We start from the raw sequence: 19,694 nt of genomic DNA on the forward strand, positions 1-19,694 counted from the left end.
ATGGGCTGGTCCGATCGCCGGCAAGCCGGCTCCCACAGGTGGGGTGGAGCTTTCAGGTACGGCGCTGCGGCGTTACGAAGCGGCTTGCCAGCGACACTGTCGGCACAGACAGCCGATCAGGAATCTCCCATATCCCTGCTGCTTGAGGTACAATTCCCGGCTATTTTTCGGCGGGCGTCCCGGCTCGCAGCCTTTTCGAGTGTTGACCCGTGAGTGATTTGAGTCATATCCGCAATTTCTCCATCATCGCCCACATCGACCATGGCAAGTCGACGCTGGCCGACCGTTTCATCCAGATGTGCGGTGGCCTGTCTGCGCGCGAAATGGAAGCCCAGGTCCTCGACTCCATGGACCTGGAGCGCGAACGCGGGATCACCATCAAGGCCCACAGCGTCACGCTTCATTACAAGGCGCAAGACGGCAAGACCTACCAGCTGAACTTCATCGACACCCCCGGCCACGTCGACTTCACCTATGAAGTCTCGCGCTCGCTGGCCGCCTGTGAAGGCGCACTGTTGGTGGTGGACGCCGGTCAAGGCGTCGAAGCCCAGTCCGTGGCCAACTGCTACACCGCCATCGAGCAAGGCCTCGAGGTCATGCCGGTGTTGAACAAGATGGACCTGCCCCAGGCTGACCCGGACCGCGTCAAGGACGAGATCGAGAAGATCATCGGCATCGACGCTACCGACGCCGTGGCGTGCAGTGCCAAGAGCGGCATGGGTGTCGACGAGGTGCTCGAGCGCCTGGTGCACACCATCCCCGCGCCGGAAGGCGAGATCGACGCGCCGCTGCAGGCGCTGATCATCGACTCCTGGTTCGACAACTACCTGGGCGTTGTCTCGCTGGTGCGCGTGCGCCAGGGTCGCGTCAAGAAAGGCGACAAGATCCTGGTCAAGTCCACCGGCAAGGTGCACCTGGTCGACAGCGTCGGCGTCTTCACCCCGAAACACACCCAGACCGCCGACCTCAAGGCCGGTGAAGTGGGCTTCATCATTGCCAGCATCAAAGACATTCACGGTGCACCGGTCGGTGACACCCTGACCCTGTCCTCGACCCCGGAAGTCGAAGTGCTGGCGGGCTTCAAGAAGATCCAGCCACAGGTCTACGCCGGCCTGTTCCCGGTCAGCTCGGACGATTTCGAGGACTTCCGCGACGCGCTGCAGAAGCTGACGCTCAACGACTCCTCGCTCCAGTACATGCCGGAAAGCTCCGACGCTCTGGGCTTCGGTTTCCGTTGCGGCTTCTTGGGCATGCTGCACATGGAGATCATCCAGGAGCGCCTGGAGCGTGAGTACGACCTGGACTTGATCACCACTGCGCCTAGCGTGATCTACGAGCTCGAACTGAAAACCGGCGAAACCATCATCGTCGACAACCCGTCGAAGCTGCCGGATGTTTCGTCCGTCACCGACTTCCGCGAGCCGATCGTCACCGCGACCATCCTGGTGCCGCAGGAGCACCTGGGTAACGTCATCACCCTGTGCATCGAGAAACGTGGCGTTCAGCGCGACATGCAGTTCCTCGGCAGCCAGGTTCAGGTGCGTTACGACATGCCGATGAACGAGGTGGTACTGGACTTCTTCGACCGCCTCAAGTCGACCAGTCGCGGTTACGCGTCGCTGGACTATCATTTCGATCGCTACCAGTCGGCCAACCTGGTCAAACTGGATGTACTGATCAACGGCGACAAGGTCGATGCCCTGGCGTTGATCGTGCACCGCGACAACGCGGCCTATAAAGGCCGTGCGTTGACCGAGAAGATGAAGGAACTGATCCCTCGGCAGATGTTCGATGTGGCGATCCAGGCAGCCATCGGCGGCCAGATCATCGCGCGGACAACCGTCAAGGCGCTCAGAAAGAACGTACTGGCCAAGTGCTACGGTGGTGACGTCAGCCGTAAGAAAAAACTGCTGGAGAAGCAGAAGGCCGGTAAGAAACGCATGAAGCAAGTGGGCAACGTGGAGATTCCACAAGAGGCCTTCCTTGCTGTGCTCAGGTTGGATAGCTAGGTCCTATGTCGCTAAATTTCCCGCTGTTGCTAGTCATCGCCGTAGCTGTCTGCGGCCTGTTGGGCTTGATCGACCTGCTGTTCCTGGCCCCGCGCCGGCGAGCGGCAATCGCCAACTATCAGGGGCGCGTCAATCCGCCCGAGATGGCGGTGGTCGAGCGCCTGAACAAGGAGCCGCTGCTGGTCGAATACGGCAAGTCGTTCTTCCCGGTGCTGTTCATCGTGCTGGTACTGCGCTCGTTTTTGGTCGAGCCGTTCCAGATCCCTTCGGGGTCGATGAAGCCGACCCTGGAAGTGGGCGACTTCATCCTGGTGAACAAGTTCTCGTATGGCATTCGCCTGCCGGTGATCGACAAGAAGGTCATCGAGGTGGGTGACCCGCAACGCGGCGATGTGATGGTGTTCCGCTATCCGAGCGACCCGAACGTCAACTACATCAAGCGTGTCGTTGGCCTGCCGGGCGACCAGATCCGCTACACCAACGACAAGCGGCTGTACGTCAATGGCCAACCCGTTGCCGAACAACTGGTGGGCACCGAACCGGGCACCTTGGGCAGCGCCGAGCTGTACAAAGAGAAGCTGGGCGAGGCAGAACACCTGATCCGCAAGGAAATGAGCCGTTACCGCATGCCGCCGGACCAGCAATGGACCGTACCGGCTGGCCATTACTTCATGATGGGCGACAACCGCGACAACTCCAACGATAGCCGTTACTGGGATGACCCGAACATTCCCAAGGAACTGCACGGCATGGTTCCGGACCGGAACATTGTCGGCAAGGCCTTCGCGGTCTGGATGAGCTGGCCAGAGCCCAAGCTCAGCCATATGCCCAACCTGTCGCGGGTCGGCCTGATCCATTGATACCCTTCGGCGCTGTCCAGCAGACAGCGCCGAATGCATTTCTGACATAGGCTGTGTTCTCAGGGATCGAGAGTTTCGCCGTGTACAGCGGCGGACCACAGCCAAACAGTCTTTCAGGATGTTGATTTGAACAACGCGTTGAACAACGAACGGGTGGCCGCATGAGTGCTTCCCTCGCCGCACTGGAGCGAAAGCTCGGTTACACCTTCAAGAACCAGGACCAGATGCTTCTGGCCCTGACCCATCGCAGCTACGCCGGGCGCAATAACGAACGCCTGGAGTTTCTGGGCGACGCCATTCTCAACTTCGTGGCCGGCGAGGCGCTGTTCGAGCGCTTTCCGCAGGCCCGTGAAGGCCAGTTGTCGCGCTTGCGTGCGCGCCTGGTCAAGGGGGAGACCCTGGCCCGCCTGGCGCGAGGCTTTGATCTGGGCGAGTACCTGCGCCTGGGTTCGGGGGAGCTGAAAAGCGGCGGTTTCCGCCGCGAATCGATCCTGGCCGATGCCCTGGAGGCGCTGATTGGCGCCATCTACCTGGACGCGGACATGCAGACCGCCCGGGAGCGTATCCTGGCCTGGCTGGCCGATGAATTCGAAAGCCTGACCCTGGTCGATACCAACAAGGACCCCAAGACCCGCCTGCAAGAGTTCTTGCAGTCGCGCAGCTGTGAACTGCCGCGCTACGAGGTGGTGGATATCCAGGGCGAACCGCACTGCCGTACCTTCTTCGTCGAATGCGAAGTGGTGCTGCTGAACAACAAGAGCCGTGGTCAGGGTGTGAGCCGGCGTATCGCTGAGCAAGTCGCCGCTGCGGCTGCATTGATCGCCCTGGGCGTGGAGAATGGCAATGACTGATAACAACCCGACTCGCTGCGGCTACGTGGCCATTGTCGGCCGCCCCAACGTGGGCAAGTCGACCTTGCTCAACCACATCCTCGGGCAGAAGCTGGCGATCACCTCGCGCAAGCCGCAGACCACCCGCCACAACATGCTCGGCATCAAGACCGAGGGTGATGTGCAGGCGATCTACGTCGACACGCCGGGTATGCACAAGGCCAACGACAAGGCCCTGAACCGTTACATGAACCGTAACGCTTCGGCCGCCCTGAAAGACGTCGACGTGGTGATCTTCGTGGTTGACCGTACCCGCTGGACCGACGAGGACCAGTTGGTGCTCGAGCGCGTCCAGTACGTCAGCGGCCCGGTCATCCTGGCGGTCAACAAGACCGACCGCCTGGAAGAAAAAGCCGATTTGATTCCACACCTGCAATGGCTGCAGGAGCAACTGCCGAACGCGGAAGTGGTACCGATCTCCGCGCAACAGGGGCATAACCTCGAAGCGCTGGAAGGCCTGATCGCCAAGCACCTGCCGGAGAACGAGCACTTCTTCCCGGAAGACCAGATCACCGACCGCAGCAGCCGTTTCCTGGCCGCTGAACTGGTGCGCGAGAAGATCATGCGCCAGTTGGGTGCGGAGCTGCCGTACCAGATCACCGTAGAGATCGAAGAGTTCAAGCAGCAAGGGCACGTGTTGCACATCCATGCGCTGATCCTGGTCGAACGCGATGGCCAGAAGAAGATCATCATCGGTGACAAGGGCGAGCGTATCAAACGCATTGGCTCCGACGCGCGCAAGGACATGGAAGTGCTGTTCGACGCCAAGGTCATGCTCAACCTCTGGGTCAAGGTCAAAGGCGGTTGGTCCGACGATGAGCGCGCCCTGCGCTCGCTGGGCTACGGCGACCTGTAACCCCTGCTGTATGGGCTTGGGGCTGCCTTGCAGCCCATCGCCGGCGAGCCGGCTCCCACACAACCGCAGCGCTACCGAGCCCTGTAGGAGCCGGCTTGCCGGCGATGGGCCGCATAGCGGCCCGATTGGCCTTGGGACAAATGATTGCCATGGAACAACCTGTCGGCCAGCCAGCCTATGTGCTGCACAGTCGTGCCTACAAGGAAACCAGCGCACTGGTGGACTTCCTCACGCCGCAAGGCCGTGTGCGGGCCGTGTTGCGCCGTGCGCGAGGCAAAGGTGGCAGCCTGGTGCGGCCGTTCGTGCCGCTGGAAGTGGAGCTGCGCGGGCGCGGAGAGCTGAAGAATGTTGGCCGCCTGGAGACGCTCGGTATCGCCGCCTGGTTGCACGGCGATGCGCTGTTCAGCGGGTTGTATCTCAACGAGCTGCTCATGCGTTTGCTGCCCGCCGAAGCCCCTCACCCTGCGCTGTTCGAGCACTACACCCTGACATTGCAGGCGCTGGCCGCCGGGCGCCCCCTGGAGCCGTTGTTGCGTTCTTTCGAATGGCGCCTGCTGGACGAGCTCGGTTATGCGTTTTCGTTGCAGCATGACGTGAACGACTTGCCGATCGCCGCCGATGGCCGCTACCGCTTGCGCGTGGATGCCGGGCTTGAGCGGGTCGAGTTGCTGCAGCCCGGGTTGTTCCTGGGGGGCGAGCTGTTGGCCCTGGCGCAAGCCGACTGGGAAGCCCCAGGGGCGCTGCTCGCAGCCAAGCGGTTGATGCGTCAGGCACTGGCCGTTCACCTGGGCGCCAAACCCCTGGTCAGCCGGGAACTGTTTCGCAAGCGTTGATCACGTCGTATGCTGTGGGGCTCAATCTTCAGGAGAGCCTTTCGTGACTCACAGCAACCGCATGCTTCTCGGCGTAAATATCGACCACGTGGCGACACTGCGCCAGGCCCGGGGCACGCGTTACCCTGATCCGGTCAAGGCTGCCCTGGATGCCGAAGAGGCGGGTGCCGACGGCATCACCGTGCACCTGCGCGAAGACCGCCGGCACATTCAGGAGCGCGATGTGGTGGTGCTCAAGGATGTGCTGCAGACCCGCATGAACTTCGAAATGGGCGTCACCGAAGAGATGATGGCCTTCGCCGAGAAGATCCGCCCGGCGCACATCTGCCTGGTACCCGAGACCCGTCAGGAACTGACCACCGAAGGCGGCCTGGACGTGGCGGGGCAAGAGGCACGGATCAAGGCAGCAGTCGAGCGCCTGGCCCGCACCGGTGCCGAAGTGTCGCTGTTCATCGACGCCGACGAGCGGCAGATCGAAGCCTCGCGCCGCGTAGGCGCGCCGGCCATCGAGCTGCACACCGGCCGTTACGCCGATGCACAGACGCCGACCGAAGTCGCTGAAGAGCTCAAGCGCATCGCGGACGGTGTCGCGTTCGGGGTGGGCCAAGGGCTGATCGTCAATGCCGGCCATGGCCTGCATTACCACAACGTCGAGGCAGTCGCGGCGATCAAGGGCATCAATGAGCTGAACATCGGCCACGCGTTGGTGGCCCATGCGCTGTTCGTCGGCTTCAAGGCTGCGGTGGCGGAGATGAAGGCGTTGATCGTGGCGGCTTCGCGCTGATCGCAGGTTGACGGTACTGCCCTCATCGCCGGCAAGCCGGCGATGAGGGCAGTACCAGCCGGTCACTCGGCTCTGAACACCAGGGTAAACCGGGTCGGCCCTGCCGGGCTGCTCATCACCTCGACCCGCCCACCATGCAACTGCATGATCGACTTCACGATCGCCAGCCCCAACCCGGTGCCCCCCTCAAGCCGAGAGCGCCCGGCGCCCACGCGATAGAAACGCTCGAACAACTGCGGCTGATGCTCTGCGCCAATCCCTACGCCCTCATTTTCCACCCAGACCCTGACATCGCTTGCGTGGCGCTCGATACCGAGGTCGATGCGCGTGCCTACCGGCGCATGCCGAATGGCATTGCTCAACAGGTTCGACAACGCACGCTGGAACATCAGCCGATCACCCAAGGCCGTACCCCAGCCTTGAAGGTGAAGCTCAATGTCCTTGAGCTCCGCGCTGATGGCAAACAGCTCCACCACCTGTGCAGCCTCATCGGCCAGCGCCAGGGGCTTGAGCGCCACCTGCGCCTGAGGCTGGCTAACCTGGGCGAGAAACAGCATGTCGTTGATGATGCGATTGAGCCGGGTCAGCTCTTCGATGCTGTCCTCCAGCACTTCCCGGTAGTTGGCGTTGTCGCGCTCGCGGCTGAGGGTGACTTGGGCCTTGCCCATCAGGTTGCTTAGCGGCGTGCGTAGCTCATGGGCAAGGTCGTCGGAAAACTGCGACAACTGTTGCACGCCTTGGTCGAGCCGGTCGAGCATCACGTTGATGGCCCTGGCCAGCTCGCCCAGCTCTTGTGGCAGACCTCTGTCGGGCAGGCGGTGGCTGAGGTCCTGGGCCGAAACCTGGCCGGCCACCCGGCGAAAATGGCGCAAGGGTTTCAGGCTGCGTTGCACCAGCTTCCAGGCGCAGATGCCGATCAGTATCAACAGCAAGGGCAGGGCGATCAGGGTCGAGTGCAGGTAGGCCTGGAGCAGGGCGTTGTCGTCGGCGCGGTCGAGCGTCATCATCACCCGTACTGGTGTCTCGTCGCGCAAGCGCATCTGGCGTGTCGCAGTGAGCATTTGGTTACCGCGGCTGTCGCGCCATACGTGAAACGTCAGCCGGGCGCCGGTCGCAAGCGCGCCCACGCTCGACTCCAGGGCTGGGCCCAGGCTGAGCAGGTGCGGGTGGCGGCCCTCGAGCGCGAGCACGCTGAGGCTAAGGTTGTCGTGCCCCATGACCAGGTCGAGCAGGGGGTGGGCGCGGCTGCCCAGGTCCTCGCTGCGCAGGTCGACACGCAGGTTATGTTCCACCTGCAACATCTTGCGCGCGAGGTCCTTGCGCGCGCGGCTGTCGAGCTCGTGATCGAGCGCCAACACCGCCAGGCAGGCCAGTAGTAGCACCAGCAGGGCGCCCATCAGGGTCACGCTCAGGCCTAGGCGCAACGACAGGCTGGCAGTCTTCAATGGCGCGCCTCGAGCACATAGCCGACACCGCGCAGGGTATGGATCAACTTGTCTTCGAAGGGGTCGTCGATCTTCGCCCGCAGGCGCCGGATGGAAACCTCGACGACATTGGTGTCACAGTCGAAATTCATATCCCAGACCAGCGAGATGATCTGCGTGCGCGACAGCACTTCGCCGCTCTGGCGCATCAGCAGGTGCAGCAGGGAAAACTCCTTGGCGGTCAGGTCGATGCGCTTGGCGCCGCGCCAGGCCCGATGCCGGCCTGGGTCGAGTTCGAGGTCGGCGACCCGCAGGGTGGTGGGTTGCAGCGGCTGCTCGTTGCGCCGCAGTAGGCTGCGGATGCGCGCCAACAGCTCGGGGAATTCGAACGGCTTGAGCAGGTAGTCATCGGCGCCCAGGTCGAGGCCCTTGACCCGGTCCGCCAGGCGACCGTGGGCGGTGAGCATCATGATCCGCGTGGCGGATTCGGCGCGCAGCCGCTGGAGCACGCTCCAGCCGTCCAGCTCGGGCAAATTGACGTCGAGGATCACCAGGTCGTAGGCCTGTTGACGGGCCAAGTGCAGGCCGTCGATGCCGGTGTGGGCGCAATCGACCACGTAGCCGTTCTCACGCAGCCCCTGCTGCAGGTAATCGGCGGTGCGCAGTTCGTCCTCGATGATCAGTAGACGCATGATAGGGCTCGGTTGAATGAAAGACGGCGATTCTCGGCCCTGTAGCGGGAACAGGGTCAAGCGCCGGAATGTTACGCCATGCGGGCGCCGGACATCGCTGGATAACAGATTTGTAATCATGTCGCCATGTGCCGGACAGCTGCCGCCCAGCTTGCAGGACTGTAATGTGCGCCTCACCTTGGTGTTAGCTGGCGTGCCCCAGGATGGCCTCATCTGAACCACTCGATGAGGTAACCCTGATGAACCTGACTCGGTATGTGTTGTGGGTGCTACTGGCGCTGGGCAGCACCAGCGCGCTGGCGGAGGGCGGCGCAGAACGCTCGCGGCAGTTCTGGGAGGCGTTCCGCGAAGACCAGCAACGCCTGCATGGCCAGCCGGACCAGGCGCTGGCGGAACGCCAGCGCAAAACCCAGCAAACCACCGAGAAGCTGGCCAAGGACTGACTTCGACCTCCGCCTTTGCGTGCTCCCGCAACGACGGTTCGTTTGGCGCCCCAGGTGGGCGCCTGTTTTGCGTGTGCCAGGCGCAACGCCCGGTGCACCGCTGCAAATGGCGGAAAAACTGCCCGCTGCTGTGCGTCCTGTCGCTGCCTTAGCGTGGTCGGACCAAGCCTTCCCAGGGCTTGATTCGAGGAGACACGACCATGAGTACACAAACGGCTGAGTACGATCAGCTACAGGCGGATGCGGCAAAGACACCGGCCAAGCTGATCCAGGCCATGGCCGAGCGCGATGGTGAGGATGAAGGCGGGCTGACCCTCAGCCGCGAGCACATCATCACCCTCAATCGGTATGTCAATTTTGTTTTCGGCCTGCCATCGACCCCCGACAACCTGCAGCGCTGGCTGGGCTACACGCAGATCGACGAACCCGAACTGGCCCCCGCCGGCATGACCGCGCTGTTCGATGCGTTGCGTGGCCATGCGCGCAGCTGGGGCCCGCTTTCCGACAGCAACAAGAAGCTCGCCAGCGAACTGGCCTCCACGGCCGCGTCGATCAACGCTGCCGGGGAAACAATCGTCGATGAGTGCCGGCAGATTCGCGCGTTGGGCTCCGACATCAAGGCGTGGGACAAGGTCGTGCTGGGTACCCCGGTGAAACTGGACCGTGCCGACCAGCGGGCGGTTTCGTCGCTGGTCGATTACCTGCAGATCCTTCAGGAGGATGTGCAGCGCTACGCGGTGCGGGTCGCCACCGTGCGCGGCGAAACCGAGACGTTCCGCGACGCCGCGCGCTTCAAGCTGATCCCGGCGGTGAAACAGAAGGGGCAAGCGGTCGAGCGCACCAAGGGTGATGGTGAGGTGGAGCGCCTGCGCGTGAAGCTCAAGGAGCTGGACGACGATATCGCTGGCTTGAGCAAAGAGTATGACCAGTACGTCAAGCAGGCGCTCAGCGGCCTGGCCGCAGGGCCGATCGGCGCGGTGATCACCGGCGGCATCTACGGGAGCAAGGCCGAGAAGGTTCGCAAGGAGCGCAAGCGTCGCCAGGCAGAGCGGCGTGCTACCAGCGAGCAACTGCGCGTACGGGTGAATTTGGAAGGCCGCATGGAAGAGATGGCGACCTTCGTCGACGAGCTCGATACCCGCTTGCAGGACGTGGTGACTGCGGCGTCCCACCTGCAGACCGCCTGGGAAATCGTCGGCGCGTACATCGACGCGTCGATCGGCAAGCTCGAACAGATCTCCGACAACCGCGCCTTGGCCAGGTTTGTCATTTATTTCCGGCAGTTCCTGGCGCAGTGGAACCAGATCGAAAAGACCTCCCTGCAACTGACCCGCATTTTCGACGACGCCGCTTCGGCCCACTAACAGGTGAACGACCATGAATGACAATATCAGTGTGCTGCATACCCGCGCCAATCCGCCTGAATTGGGCAGCGTGTTGGGTGCAACGCGAAGCTTCACCGAAACCTGGCAGCGCGGCGAGTTGAAATTTCAGCCGGTGATCCACGAGTCGCTGGAGCGCCACATGAAGCTGTTCATCAACTGCGCCGAGGTGATGGCGCGCAACGCCCAGCGCGTTGTCGCGGAGATCGCCAACGATCCACTGCGCGATATCCTCGACGCCCTGGAGGATGGCAATGATGAGGATGTGCTGGCAATTGCTGGAGAAGTCGCCAACACGGTGAAGTCTCTGTTGGCCACCCAGGTGGCCCACCTGGGCAAGGAACAGCAGGCGCTGGCCACCCTGGCTGCGCCCGCTTGGTCCCGTGACGAACAGCGGCTGCTCAAGCAACAGCAGGATCAGGCCAACCTGCACACCCAGGTAAGCGCCGAGCATGATCGCGAGAAGCACAGCCAGTCGGCGATCGAGCAGGCCATTGCCACCCTGGAGGCCCAGGGCCTGCAGACCCGCTTCGGCGGTGTCGTACCTTCGGCGCAAGACCTGGCCAAACTGGCCGTACCTGGCGCCGAAGCCGCGGCGATGGCCGACGCCGTGAACACGGCGGTGGAGCAGCTGCAAACCCTGCTCGGCGATGTCGTCGAAGGCATGCGCTACGCCCAGTTGCAGCAAGAGCGGCGGGCTGCCCGCGAGAGGGTGGCGAACCTGGCGCGGCAAGTGCGCGAACTCGATCAGCGTCAGCAGGTGGTGAGCGCGCAACTGGCGGCACTGCTAACGATGCCGCGTTTGCATGAGCAACGCATCGAGTGGGACGCCGGCATCAATGTCGTGCGCCAGGCCCTGGCCAACTTCGTGCCGCGAATAGGCACTGCGGCCCCCAGCAACGTTGCGCAGGTGCAAGCCCTGGACGACACCTTCAAGCAACTGCTGGCCTATCAGCGACAACTGCTCGAGCAGCACCGTCGCGGGCTGTAACGGATCAGGCCGACCGTGCTCATCAGGCGCGGTCGGCTGCGCCATATCCAAGTGGATGAGAGTCGAACAATGAATCCCCGGACATTGAGTTTCCAAGAGCAGCAACAAAAGGCGATTGTCCTGCCTGGCGCCTTGATTGGCGCCATGGACGACCGTGACGGACAGGGCCGGGCGGGCCTGATCCTGACCCGTGAATCACGCCAGACCCTCAGCGACTACAGCCTGCGCATGCTGGCGCTGCCGGGCGATCGCACGCAGACCTTGCGCTGGCTTGGCTACACCAGCATTTCCGAGCCAGAGTTGACGCCTGATCGTATGCTCGCCATGTTCAAGCGGTTGCGGGCGCACGGGCAAAGCTGGAGCCATCTGGAGCGCAGCACCCAGGCGGTCACCCTTCAGCTCGATGCGCACGCCAGTCAGGTCGAGGATTGCGGTGCCGAGGTCGTGCAACTGGTCGCGCGCACACGTGCGCTGGGGCCCAATCGACCTTCGTGGGACAACCTGCGCGAGGCGCCCGATGTACCGCTCGATGAGCATGACCGCACGTTGATCAGTTCGATGGCTGACCGGCTGATGGGCTTGCATGCCCTGATCGACGATTTTGACCTGCAACTGGATGGCGTGCGGCTGGGCTTCGAGCGCTTTCGCGACGAGGCGCGCTTCAAGCTGCGCCCAGAAGTGGTCGAGAAGTGCCGAGCGGCAGCGCGCTTTTCACAGGCCCCGGATGGCGAAAACCTGGCCTGGGAGCTGGCCAGCCTGGATGAGGACATCAAGGCGGTGCGCAGTGAATATGAGCGTTACTCCAGGCAGTCCTCGCTGGGCTGGATCGGTGGCCCCTTCGGCGCGTTGATCGGTAATTCGATCTATGGCGCCAAAGCCAAGTCAGCGCGCGCCGAACTTCGCCGCCTGGAGCATCGGCGTAGCGCCGTTAGCCAGCAGCTGAGCGAGTTTCGTTGTGTGGAGGGGCGCGTACAGAAGGTGAACTCCACCATGGGCGAGCTGGAGTTGGACCTGTGGGATGTGGTGCTTGCGGCGGGTCACCTGCACACGGCCTGGCAAACCATCGAGGCCTACCTGGAAAGCGCGGCAGGCCACCTGGGCAAGATGAACACCCGCCAGCAACTGGCGGTGTTCATTTACTACTTCAGGCAGTTTCTCGCCCAGTGGGCAGGGATCCGCGAACATTCCCGGGAGATGGCAAAGATCTTCAACTAGGCGCTACTTGCGCGCCACGATCGTCGCCCGCCGTGGCGCGGGCAGGCCTTCGATGGTCAGGCTTGGGTCATTGGGGTCGAGGAAGTCGCTCAGCGACTGGTAGCGCATCCAGTCGGTGCTGCGCTGTTCTTCGATGCTGGTGACGCTGACATCGACGCAGCGTACATCGCTGAAGCCGGCACGGCGCAACCAGCGTTCCAGGGCGGGTACTGAGGGCAGGTACCAGACGTTGCGCATTTGTGCGTAGCGGTCTTCAGGGACCAGCACCTGTTGCTCGTCGCCTTCGACCACCAACGTCTCCAGCACCAGCTCGCCGCCTTTGACCAGGCAATCCTTGAGCGCCAGCAGGTGCTCTATGGGGGAGCGCCGGTGGTAGAACACGCCCATGGAGAACACCGTGTCGAACCCTTCAAGGTTGGCCGGCAAATCTTCCAGGGCGAATGGCAAGTGCCAGGCTGGCAGCTCGGGCAAGTACTGCTGTACCGCCTGGAACTGGCAGAAGAACAGCCAGTTGGGGTCGACCCCGACCACCATATCGGCACCGGCGCCGAGCATGCGCCATTGGTAATAACCGTTGCCGCAGCCGACATCGAGCACGCGCTTGCACTTGAGGTCCAGGTGCGGGCTGACCCGCGACCACTTCCAGTCCGAGCGCCATTCGGTGTCCACGTGCACGCCGAACAGGTCGAACGGCCCTTTGCGCCAGGGCGACAAGCCCATCAGCGCCTCACGCATTTGCGCGCGGGTGGCATCGTCGCAGTCACAATCCAGGCGCAGCCCGTTGACCAGGTCGATTTCGCTGGGTTGCAGGGCGGGAAGCGCATCCAGCGCGCCGCGCCAGCGATCGAGGTCACCGTGGCCTTTTTCCAGTTTGGCTTCCAGTTGCGCTTGCAGGCCTTGCGACCAGGAAGCCAGGGGGGTGCCCGCCAGGCGGCGGACCAGAGGAGACAGATCGATCATGGCAGGGCTATCAACGAGGCGAAGTTGAGGCATTGGAACCACGGCACGACCTTGGAGAAACCCGCAGCGCGCAGGCGCGCCTTGTGCGCATCCAGGGTGTCGGGCTTCATCACGTTCTCGATGGCACTGCGCTTCTGGGCAATTTCCAGTTCGCTGTAGCCGTTGGCCCGTTTGAAGTCCAGGTGCAGTTCATTCAGCAGGTTTTGCTCGTCATCGTCGGCGAAACGCAGTTTTTCCGAGAGGATCAGCGCGCCGCCCGGCAGCAGGGCCTGGCGGATACGGCCGAGCAACTCAAGGCGTTGGTCGGGTGCGATGAATTGCAGGGTGAAGTTCATCGCCACTACCGAGGCCGGCTCGAAGGGCAGGGCGAGAATATCGGCTTCCAGCACGTTGACCGGCAGCAGCTCCTGGAACATCGAGTCCTGCGCGGTGAGGTACTGGCGGCAGCGCTCGACCATCGCTGCGGAGTTGTCCACGGCGATGACTCGGCAGCCGTCGCTGCGTACATGACGGCGCAACGACTGGGTGACAGCGCCCAGTGAGGCACCCAGGTCGTACAGCGTACTGTTCGGCTGGGCGAAGCGTGCGGCCAGCACGCCGAGGTTTTCGACGATGGTCGGGTAGCCTGGTACCGAACGCTTGATCATGTCCGGGAACACGCGCACCACGTCTTCGTTGAAGGCGAAGTCGGGTACCTGCTCCAGAGGTTGGGCAAAGAGGCGGTCGGGTTGTTTGCTCACTGCGGGCTCGATACGGGGTGAAACGGAGACGCATTTTAGCCAAAGGCGGAGCATCTTGCCATGGCAGTGCTTCGGGGCCCGTGCACGTACCAGCAGGCAATCAAGGTTGCCAGCGACAGGCGTTAAGCGCGGTCAGCGGACGATGACCTTGCACTCAAAGCTCTGCACCGGTGCGACTTCAGCCTCCCAGGGGCGTTGATACACCAGCACCAGTTGGGCTTCTCCAGCACTGCTGGCAAGGTAGCGCCAGGTGGAGGAGCCGGCACTGCCGACCACGTCGGTGTCATCGGGGGCACTGTAGACCTCGGGGCCGAGGCTTTTCAGGATGCTTGCGGCAGGGTTCTCAATGCGCCAGCGGTAGCCCGTTGAGGGGTTTCCTGGAAGGGTCAGGGTCAGTGCCTGGCCCACCTTCAGACGCTGGGGGCATTCGCTTTCGGCGTCCAGTTCGACGGTTTGCAGGGGGTGCTGGGCGCAGGCAGCAAGCAGGGTAAGGCTCAGAGGAACGAGCAGACGAGGGGCGGTCATGTTGGCTCCGAAGGCTGGCGATGACCTGAGGATAACCGAAGCACGTGCAAATTTGTGCCACCGGTACAGGCCTGTTCACGGCGAATGCCGCAAACAGGCCAGGACTGATCAGAACAGCACTTTCGCCACGTCGGCAAAGCGCTTGGCAAAATGCACCGTCAGCCCTTCACGCAGGTAGTCTGGCAATTCTTCGAAGTCGCCGCGGTTGGCCTCGGGCAGGATCAGCTCGAAGATCTTCTGCCGCTTGGCGGCAATCACCTTCTCACGCACCCCGCCAATGGCCAGCACCTGGCCGGTCAGGGTCAGTTCACCGGTCATGGCCACGCCCTTTTTCGGCGCCTGGTCCCGCGCCAGTGACAGCAGCGCGCTGGCCATGGTCACCCCCGCGCTTGGGCCGTCCTTGGGCGTAGCACCCTCTGGCACGTGCAGGTGGATGAACGCCTCGTTGAAGTAGCCTGGGTCACCGCCAAACTGCTTGAGGTTGGAGCTGACGTAGCTGTAGGCGATCTCGGCGGACTCTTTCATCACATCCCCCAGTTTGCCGGTCAGCTTGAAGCCGCGGCTGAGGGTATGAATGCGGGTGGCCTCGATCGGCAGCGTGGCGCCGCCCATGCTGGTCCAGGCCAAACCCGTTATCACGCCTTTGCCGGCCAGCACCTGCTCGCTGCGGAATACCGGCATGCCGAGCGCGGCCTCCAGGTCTTTGCTGCCAATCTTGAGCTTGGCATCCGGGTCCTCCAGCAACTTGACCACGGCTTTGCGCACCAGTTTGCCCAGTTGCTTCTCCAACTGCCGCACCCCTGCCTCACGGGCATAGCCCTCGATCACGGTGCGCAGTGCGCTGTCAGTGATGCTCAGGCTGGTCTTGGCCACGCCGGCCTTGTCCAGCTGCTTGGGCCACAGGTGGCGCTTGGCGATGGCCAGCTTTTCTTCGGTGATGTAGCCGGAGAGGCGGATCACTTCCATGCGGTCGAGCAACGGCCCGGGGATCGAGTCGAGGGTGTTGGCGGTGCAGACGAACAGCACCTTGGACAGGTCCAGGCGCAGGTCCAAGTAGTGGTCAAGGAAGTCGACGTTCTGCTCGGGGTCGAGGGTTTCCAGCAGCGCGGAAGCCGGGTCGCCCTGGTAGCTCTGGCCCATCTTGTCGATCTCGTCGAGCATGATCACCGGGTTCATCACTTCGACGTCTTTCAGCGCCTGCACCAGCTTGCCCGGTTGGGCGCCGATGTAGGTGCGGCGGTGGCCCTTGATTTCCGCTTCGTCGCGCATACCGCCGACGCTGAAGCGGTAGAACGGCCTGCCGAGCGATTCGGCAATGGACTTGCCAATACTGGTCTTGCCCACACCTGGCGGGCCCACCAGCAGCACGATCGAGCCGCTGATCTCGCCTTTCCAGGCGCCCACGGCGAGGAATTCGAGGATGCGTTCCTTGATGTCATCAAGGCCGGCGTGGTGCTGGTCGAGCACCTTGCGCGCGTGCTTGAGGTCGAGCTTGTCTTTGCCGTAAACGCCCCACGGCAGGGCGGTGGCCCAGTCGAGGTAGTTGCGGGTCACGGCGTATTCCGGCGAGCCGGTCTCGAGGATCGCCAGCTTGCCCATTTCTTCGTCGATGCGCTTCTGCGCCTGGGCGGGCAAGGTCTTGCCCTCAAGGCGCTGCTCGAACTGTTCGAGGTCGGCGCTGCGGTCGTCCTTGGTCAGGCCCAGCTCCTGCTGGATGACCTTGAGCTGCTCCTTGAGGAAGAACTCGCGCTGGTGCTCGCCGATCTGGCGGTTGACCTCGGCCGAGATCTCGTTCTGCAGGCGCGCCACTTCGACCTCTTTGCGCAGCATCGGCAGGACCTTTTCCATGCGTTTGAGCATGGGCACGCAATCGAGCACTTCTTGCAGCTGGCTGCCGGTGGCCGACGTAAGGGCCGCGGCAAAATCGGTCAGCGGTGACGGGTCGTTGGGGCTGAAGCGGTTGAGGTAATTTTTCAGCTCTTCGCTGTACAGCGGGTTGAGCGGCAGCAGCTCTTTGATCGCATTGATCAGCGCCATGCCGTAGGCCTTGACCTCGTCGGTAGGCTCGGTGGGTTGGCGTGGGTATTCCACTTCGACCAGGTAGGGCGGGCGATGGTGCTTGAGCCAGGTACGGATGCGTACCCGGGTAAGGCCCTGGGCCACGAACTGCAGCTTGCCGTTCTCACGGCTGGCGTGGTGCACCTTGACCAGGGTGCCGTACTCCGGCAGGGCGGAGGTGTCGAAATGGCGGTGGTCTTCGGGCGGGGTGTCCATGAAGAACAGCGCCAGGCAGTGGTCGGGTGACTTGGCGACCAGGTCGAGGGTTTCTGCCCAGGGCTCTTCATTGACGATCACGGGCAACACTTGTGCCGGGAAGAACGGGCGGTTGTGAATCGGGATCACATAGACCTTGTCCGGCAGCTGCTGGCCGGGCAGGGCGAGGGCGTGGCCGGGGGCGGCCTGGGTGTCGGTGTGCTCGACTTCGCTGTGTTCGTCGGGGTGTTCGGGGAAATCCTGCTGGTTGCTCATGGGGCACCTGCGTGAATGACTATGGTGCTTAGATGGGGCGCGGGGGGATGGGTTTCAAGCTTTGCGTTAGAAGCTGCAAGCTGCAAAAAAAAACGGGGCCCTGCAGGCCCCGCTTTCTCTTGTGGCTTGTAGCTTGCCGCCAGACGCTTAGTCGGCGAGTTTGTAAGCGATGATGTAATCACCCATCTTGGTGCCCAGCGAGCCGTGGCCGCCAGCGGTCACCAGCACGTACTGCTTGCCGTCCTTGCCGCTGTAGGTCATCGGCGTGGCCTGGCCACCGGCCGGCAGGCGGGCTTTCCACAGCTCTTTACCGTTGTTGGTGTCGTAGGCACGCAGGTACTGGTCCAGGGTGCCGCTGAGGAAGCCGACGCCGCCTGCGGTAACGATCGAACCGCCCATGCTCGGCACGCCTACCGGCAGGCCGATTGGCACAGGTGTGCTGTCGCGGGTGGTGCCGTTCTTGTGCTTCCACACGACCTTGTTGGTGAACAGGTCGATGGCCGCCACATAGCCCCAGGCAGGCGCCTGGCACGGTACGCCCAGCGGCGACATGAACGGGTGCATGGTCACCGCGTACGGTGCGCCGGTGTTGGGCTGCACGCCGCTGGTCTCGCTTTCGCGCTTGCTGCCGGCGGCCACTTGCTCGCGCGGCACCATCTTCGACACGAAGGCCATGTAGTTGGGCGAGGTGAACAGCAACTGGCGTACCGGGTCGACCGACACGCTGCCCCAGTTGAACACGCCGACGTTACCTGGGTAGATCAGCGAACCCTGCTCGGACGGCGGGGTGTACTGGCCTTCGTAACGCAGTTCGCGGAACTGGATGCGGCACAGCATCTGGTCGAACGGTGTGGCGCCCCACATGGCCTGTTCGGTCAACTCAGGGCCGAGCAGGTTGAGGTCGGAGCGGGCCTGGGTCGGCGAGGTGTGGTCACCTTTCACGGCGCCTTGCGGGGTCGGGATTTCACGGATCGGCACGATCGGCGTGCCGTCGCGGCGGTCCAGCACATACAGGCTGCCCTGCTTGGTCGGCACGATGATCGCCGGCTTCACGCCATCGGCGGTCTTCAGGTGGACCAGGGTTGGCTGGCTGCCGACGTCCATGTCCCACAGGTCGTGGTGCGTGAACTGGTAGTTCCAGCGGGCCTTGCCGGTGGTCAGGTCGAGGGCGACAACACCTGCGCTGTACTTTTCCGCACCGGGGGTGCGGTTGGCGCCCCACTGGTCTGGGGTCTGGTTGCCCAGCGGCAGGTAGATCATGCCGAGGCCTTCATCGACACTGGCGATCGACCACATGTTTGCCGAGTTGCGGCTGTAGGTCTTGCCGGGTGCCAGAGGCTTGGTGTCGTCCGGGTTGTTGCTGTCCCAGTTCCACACCAGGTGGCCGTCGTGCACGTCGTAGGCGCGGATGACGCCGGAGGGCTCGTTGGTCGACTCGTTGTCGGTGACATGGCCGCCGATGATCACCAGATCACGGGTGATCGCCGCCGGCGAAGTGGAGTAGTAGCCGCCGGCGGTGAACGGGCCGATGCCGGTGGTCAGGTCGATCACGCCCTGGTTGGCGAAGCCTTCGCAGACCTTGCCGTTGTCGGCGTTGATGGCGATCAGGCGGGCGTCGGCGGTAGGCAGGTACAGGCGGCGCGGGCAGGCCTGGGCGACGGCTTGGCCGGCATCGGTGATTTTCGGTGCTGGGCTGCCATCACGGCTGACGTAGTTGTTCTCGTCATAGTACGAGACGCCGCGGCAGGTCATGTGGGCGAAGCCCTTGAAGGTACCGACCGGGCTCTTGACCTGCGGGTCGTAGCGCCAGATTTCGGCGCCGGTGTCCGGGTCCAGGGCCAGCAGCTTGCTGTGCGCGGTGCAGGCGTAGAGCATGCCGTTGACTTTCAACGGGGTGTTCTGGTTGGTCAGCTCCACCGGGTCGTTGTCGGTCGGCAGGTCGCCGGTACGGATGCGCCAGGCTTCTTCCAGGCGGTAGGCGTTCTGCGGGGTGATCTGGCGCAGCGGCGAATAGCGGTCACCATGCTCGGTGCGGCCGTAGGCTTGCCATTCGCCGTCGGGCATGGCCGGCGCGGCGCTGGCCATTTCACTGCTCTCGCGGCCCAGTTCGCCGAACACTTCACCCGGGTGGGTGAACTGGCTGCCCAGGGCGCAGGCACCAGAGGCGACCACGGCGACGCTGAGCAGCGCGGTGTTGGCCTTGGCGGCCGGGCCGATCAGTGGGCGACGTGCCCAAGGCAGCAGCAGGACCACGCCAATGGCGAACCAGATGGCCAGGCGCGGCACCAGTTGCCACCAGTCCAAGCCCACTTCCAGCAATGCCCAGGCGGTGCTGCCGAGCAGCACCAGGCCGTACAGCCCGAGGGCGATGCGGCGCTGGGCCAGCAGCAGGATACCGGACAGGGCAAAGCCGATGCCGGCGATCAGGTAATACAGCGACCCCCCCAGCTGGCTCAGCTTGATGCCGCCAGCCAGCAGCGCCAGGCCCATCAGCAACAGCAGCACGCCCAGAAGGCGCGGTAGCCAGCGGGTTCCATTCTTGGCACTGTCAGTGCTCATCG

General features: G+C 63.4%; 17 protein-coding genes. 10 read left to right on the forward strand and 7 right to left on the reverse strand.

The features are described from left to right. Positions 1-209 precede the first annotated feature (209 nt). The 6 genes from lepA (at position 210) to pdxJ (ending at position 6,232) form a co-directional block, all read left to right on the forward strand. Entirely contained in the window at positions 210-2,009 is a 1,800-nt protein-coding gene (lepA, locus tag ACMCNM_RS05075; protein WP_024717450.1) for a translation elongation factor 4, read from the forward strand. A 5-nt stretch (positions 2,010-2,014) separates the two neighbouring features. Continuing rightward, the gene (gene lepB, locus ACMCNM_RS05080) at positions 2,015-2,869 is read left to right on the forward strand and encodes a signal peptidase I (protein WP_412764036.1); all 855 of its coding nucleotides are present in this window, start codon (positions 2,015-2,017) and stop codon (positions 2,867-2,869) included. A 161-nt stretch (positions 2,870-3,030) separates the two neighbouring features. After that, the gene (rnc, locus tag ACMCNM_RS05085) at positions 3,031-3,720 is read left to right on the forward strand and encodes a ribonuclease III (RefSeq protein WP_027594148.1); all 690 of its coding nucleotides are present in this window, start codon (positions 3,031-3,033) and stop codon (positions 3,718-3,720) included. After that, positions 3,713-4,615, forward strand: coding sequence for a GTPase Era (gene era, locus ACMCNM_RS05090; protein WP_027594149.1), 903 nt, complete (start codon positions 3,713-3,715; stop codon positions 4,613-4,615). The genes rnc and era overlap by 8 nt, the downstream gene beginning before the upstream one ends. Before the next feature lie 149 nt (positions 4,616-4,764). Beyond that, the gene (gene recO / locus ACMCNM_RS05095; RefSeq protein WP_027594150.1) at positions 4,765-5,448 is read left to right on the forward strand and encodes a DNA repair protein RecO; all 684 of its coding nucleotides are present in this window, start codon (positions 4,765-4,767) and stop codon (positions 5,446-5,448) included. A gap of 61 nt (positions 5,449-5,509) precedes the next feature. Further along, a complete protein-coding gene (pdxJ, locus tag ACMCNM_RS05100) occupies positions 5,510-6,232 on the forward strand; it encodes a pyridoxine 5'-phosphate synthase (RefSeq protein ID WP_189662533.1) in 723 nt (240 codons plus the stop codon). A gap of 62 nt (positions 6,233-6,294) precedes the next feature. Here the strand turns inward: pdxJ and ACMCNM_RS05105 are convergent, their stop codons facing one another. Both ACMCNM_RS05105 and ACMCNM_RS05110 read right to left on the reverse strand, forming a co-directional pair. Then, complete coding sequence (locus ACMCNM_RS05105) at positions 6,295-7,677, reverse strand: heavy metal sensor histidine kinase (protein WP_412764037.1); 1,383 nt, start codon at positions 7,675-7,677, stop codon at positions 6,295-6,297. Further along, complete coding sequence (locus tag ACMCNM_RS05110) at positions 7,674-8,348, reverse strand: heavy metal response regulator transcription factor (protein WP_027594153.1); 675 nt, start codon at positions 8,346-8,348, stop codon at positions 7,674-7,676. Before ACMCNM_RS05110 ends, ACMCNM_RS05105 begins: the two co-directional genes overlap by 4 nt. A gap of 239 nt (positions 8,349-8,587) precedes the next feature. Here ACMCNM_RS05110 and ACMCNM_RS05115 point away from each other — a divergent pair, with 239 nt between their 5' ends. From ACMCNM_RS05115 to ACMCNM_RS05130, 4 genes are all read left to right on the forward strand, one after another. Then, positions 8,588-8,791, forward strand: a complete 204-nt coding sequence (locus tag ACMCNM_RS05115; RefSeq protein WP_186677555.1) for a hypothetical protein — start codon at positions 8,588-8,590, stop codon at positions 8,789-8,791. Between the two features lie 200 nt (positions 8,792-8,991). Continuing rightward, complete coding sequence (locus ACMCNM_RS05120; protein WP_412764038.1) at positions 8,992-10,155, forward strand: alpha-xenorhabdolysin family binary toxin subunit A; 1,164 nt, start codon at positions 8,992-8,994, stop codon at positions 10,153-10,155. 13 nt (positions 10,156-10,168) lie between these two features. Further along, a complete protein-coding gene (locus ACMCNM_RS05125) occupies positions 10,169-11,164 on the forward strand; it encodes an alpha-xenorhabdolysin family binary toxin subunit B (protein ID WP_412764039.1) in 996 nt (331 codons plus the stop codon). Between the two features lie 69 nt (positions 11,165-11,233). Then, the gene (locus ACMCNM_RS05130) at positions 11,234-12,379 is read left to right on the forward strand and encodes an alpha-xenorhabdolysin family binary toxin subunit A (protein ID WP_412764040.1); all 1,146 of its coding nucleotides are present in this window, start codon (positions 11,234-11,236) and stop codon (positions 12,377-12,379) included. A gap of 3 nt (positions 12,380-12,382) precedes the next feature. Here ACMCNM_RS05130 and cmoB read toward each other — a convergent pair whose 3' ends face one another. The 5 genes from cmoB to ACMCNM_RS05155 all read right to left on the reverse strand — a co-directional run bounded on the left by cmoB (position 12,383) and on the right by ACMCNM_RS05155 (position 19,692). Beyond that, complete coding sequence (cmoB, locus tag ACMCNM_RS05135; protein ID WP_412764041.1) at positions 12,383-13,339, reverse strand: tRNA 5-methoxyuridine(34)/uridine 5-oxyacetic acid(34) synthase CmoB; 957 nt, start codon at positions 13,337-13,339, stop codon at positions 12,383-12,385. Next, complete coding sequence (gene cmoA / locus ACMCNM_RS05140; RefSeq protein ID WP_027594159.1) at positions 13,336-14,079, reverse strand: carboxy-S-adenosyl-L-methionine synthase CmoA; 744 nt, start codon at positions 14,077-14,079, stop codon at positions 13,336-13,338. The genes cmoB and cmoA overlap by 4 nt, the downstream gene beginning before the upstream one ends. Positions 14,080-14,211: 132 nt before the next feature. Further along, positions 14,212-14,604 (reverse strand): protease inhibitor I42 family protein, encoded by a 393-nt coding sequence (locus ACMCNM_RS05145; RefSeq protein WP_027594160.1) that lies wholly within the window; start codon positions 14,602-14,604, stop codon positions 14,212-14,214. Between the two features lie 108 nt (positions 14,605-14,712). Further along, positions 14,713-17,133 (reverse strand): endopeptidase La, encoded by a 2,421-nt coding sequence (gene lon / locus ACMCNM_RS05150; protein WP_412764042.1) that lies wholly within the window; start codon positions 17,131-17,133, stop codon positions 14,713-14,715. A 147-nt stretch (positions 17,134-17,280) separates the two neighbouring features. Beyond that, positions 17,281-19,692, reverse strand: a complete 2,412-nt coding sequence (locus tag ACMCNM_RS05155) for a glucose/quinate/shikimate family membrane-bound PQQ-dependent dehydrogenase (protein WP_412764043.1) — start codon at positions 19,690-19,692, stop codon at positions 17,281-17,283. Positions 19,693-19,694: the final 2 nt, after the last annotated feature.

This window comes from Pseudomonas sp. NGC7 (assembly GCF_047159675.1).
Lineage (GTDB): Bacteria > Pseudomonadota > Gammaproteobacteria > Pseudomonadales > Pseudomonadaceae > Aquipseudomonas > Aquipseudomonas kermanshahensis.